Source organism: Micromonospora sp. ATCC 39149, assembly GCF_000158815.1.
In the GTDB taxonomy this organism is placed as follows: Bacteria; Actinomycetota; Actinomycetes; order Mycobacteriales; family Micromonosporaceae; genus Micromonospora.
This window is the reverse complement of record NZ_GG657738.1, coordinates 2,057,450-2,058,128: the sequence shown is the minus strand read 5'-3', so window position 1 is coordinate 2,058,128 and position 679 is coordinate 2,057,450. Positions and strand designations below refer to the sequence as shown.

General features: G+C 73.9%; 1 protein-coding gene. It reads right to left on the bottom strand.

Annotated features, from left to right (window positions below; translation table 11 throughout):
- On the bottom strand, positions 1–484 hold a 484-nt coding region (locus MCAG_RS08455; protein ID WP_007072543.1), incomplete at its 3' end, for a GNAT family N-acetyltransferase.
- Positions 485–679: the final 195 nt, after the last annotated feature.

Below are 679 nucleotides of genomic sequence, written 5' to 3'. Positions count from 1 at the left end.
GGTCCAGGCGCAGCCGGCCCTCGGCGGAGGTCGGGGCGGGCAGCCGCAGCTCGGTGGTGGCGCAATCGACGGTGAGCTGCTGGGCGGCGAGGCCGTAGCCGAACCGGGGGTAGATGCGGCCCTCGCTGGCCCAGAGCACGGCCACCGGCTCCCGGCCGGCGTCGCGGACCTCGCGTAGCTGCCGGCGCATGAGCCGGGTGAGCAGGCCGCGGCGGCGGTGGGTCGGCAGCACCGCGACCATGGTCACGTGGGCGGCCGGCACGCCTGCCCCCGGCACGGTCAGCTCCCGGGTGTACGCCCCGGCGGACGCGACGAGCTCCGCGCCGTCGCGGATCACCAGGCTGCGCTCCGGCTCGAAGACACTCTGCTCGGCCGCGCGCGACTCGGAGCCGATGGCGGTGTGGAAGGCGATCTCGAACAGGTGCGCTAGCTCGTCGAAGTCGCCGGCCCGGCCGACGGTGATCGGCAGCGCAGTATCCGTCATCGCACGTGTCTATCCCATACCGCACGCACAGGCGAGCGGATTTGTCGGCTCGTTACCCTCGGAGATGGCGGGCCGGCGACGCCGGCATCGGTCAGGGGAGGACACGAGATGGCAGACCAGACACAGCCGTGGGCGGAGCGCACGGTCGAGGTGTCGCCGCAGCCGGGTGTCGGGGTGCCACCGCAGCCCGACGCC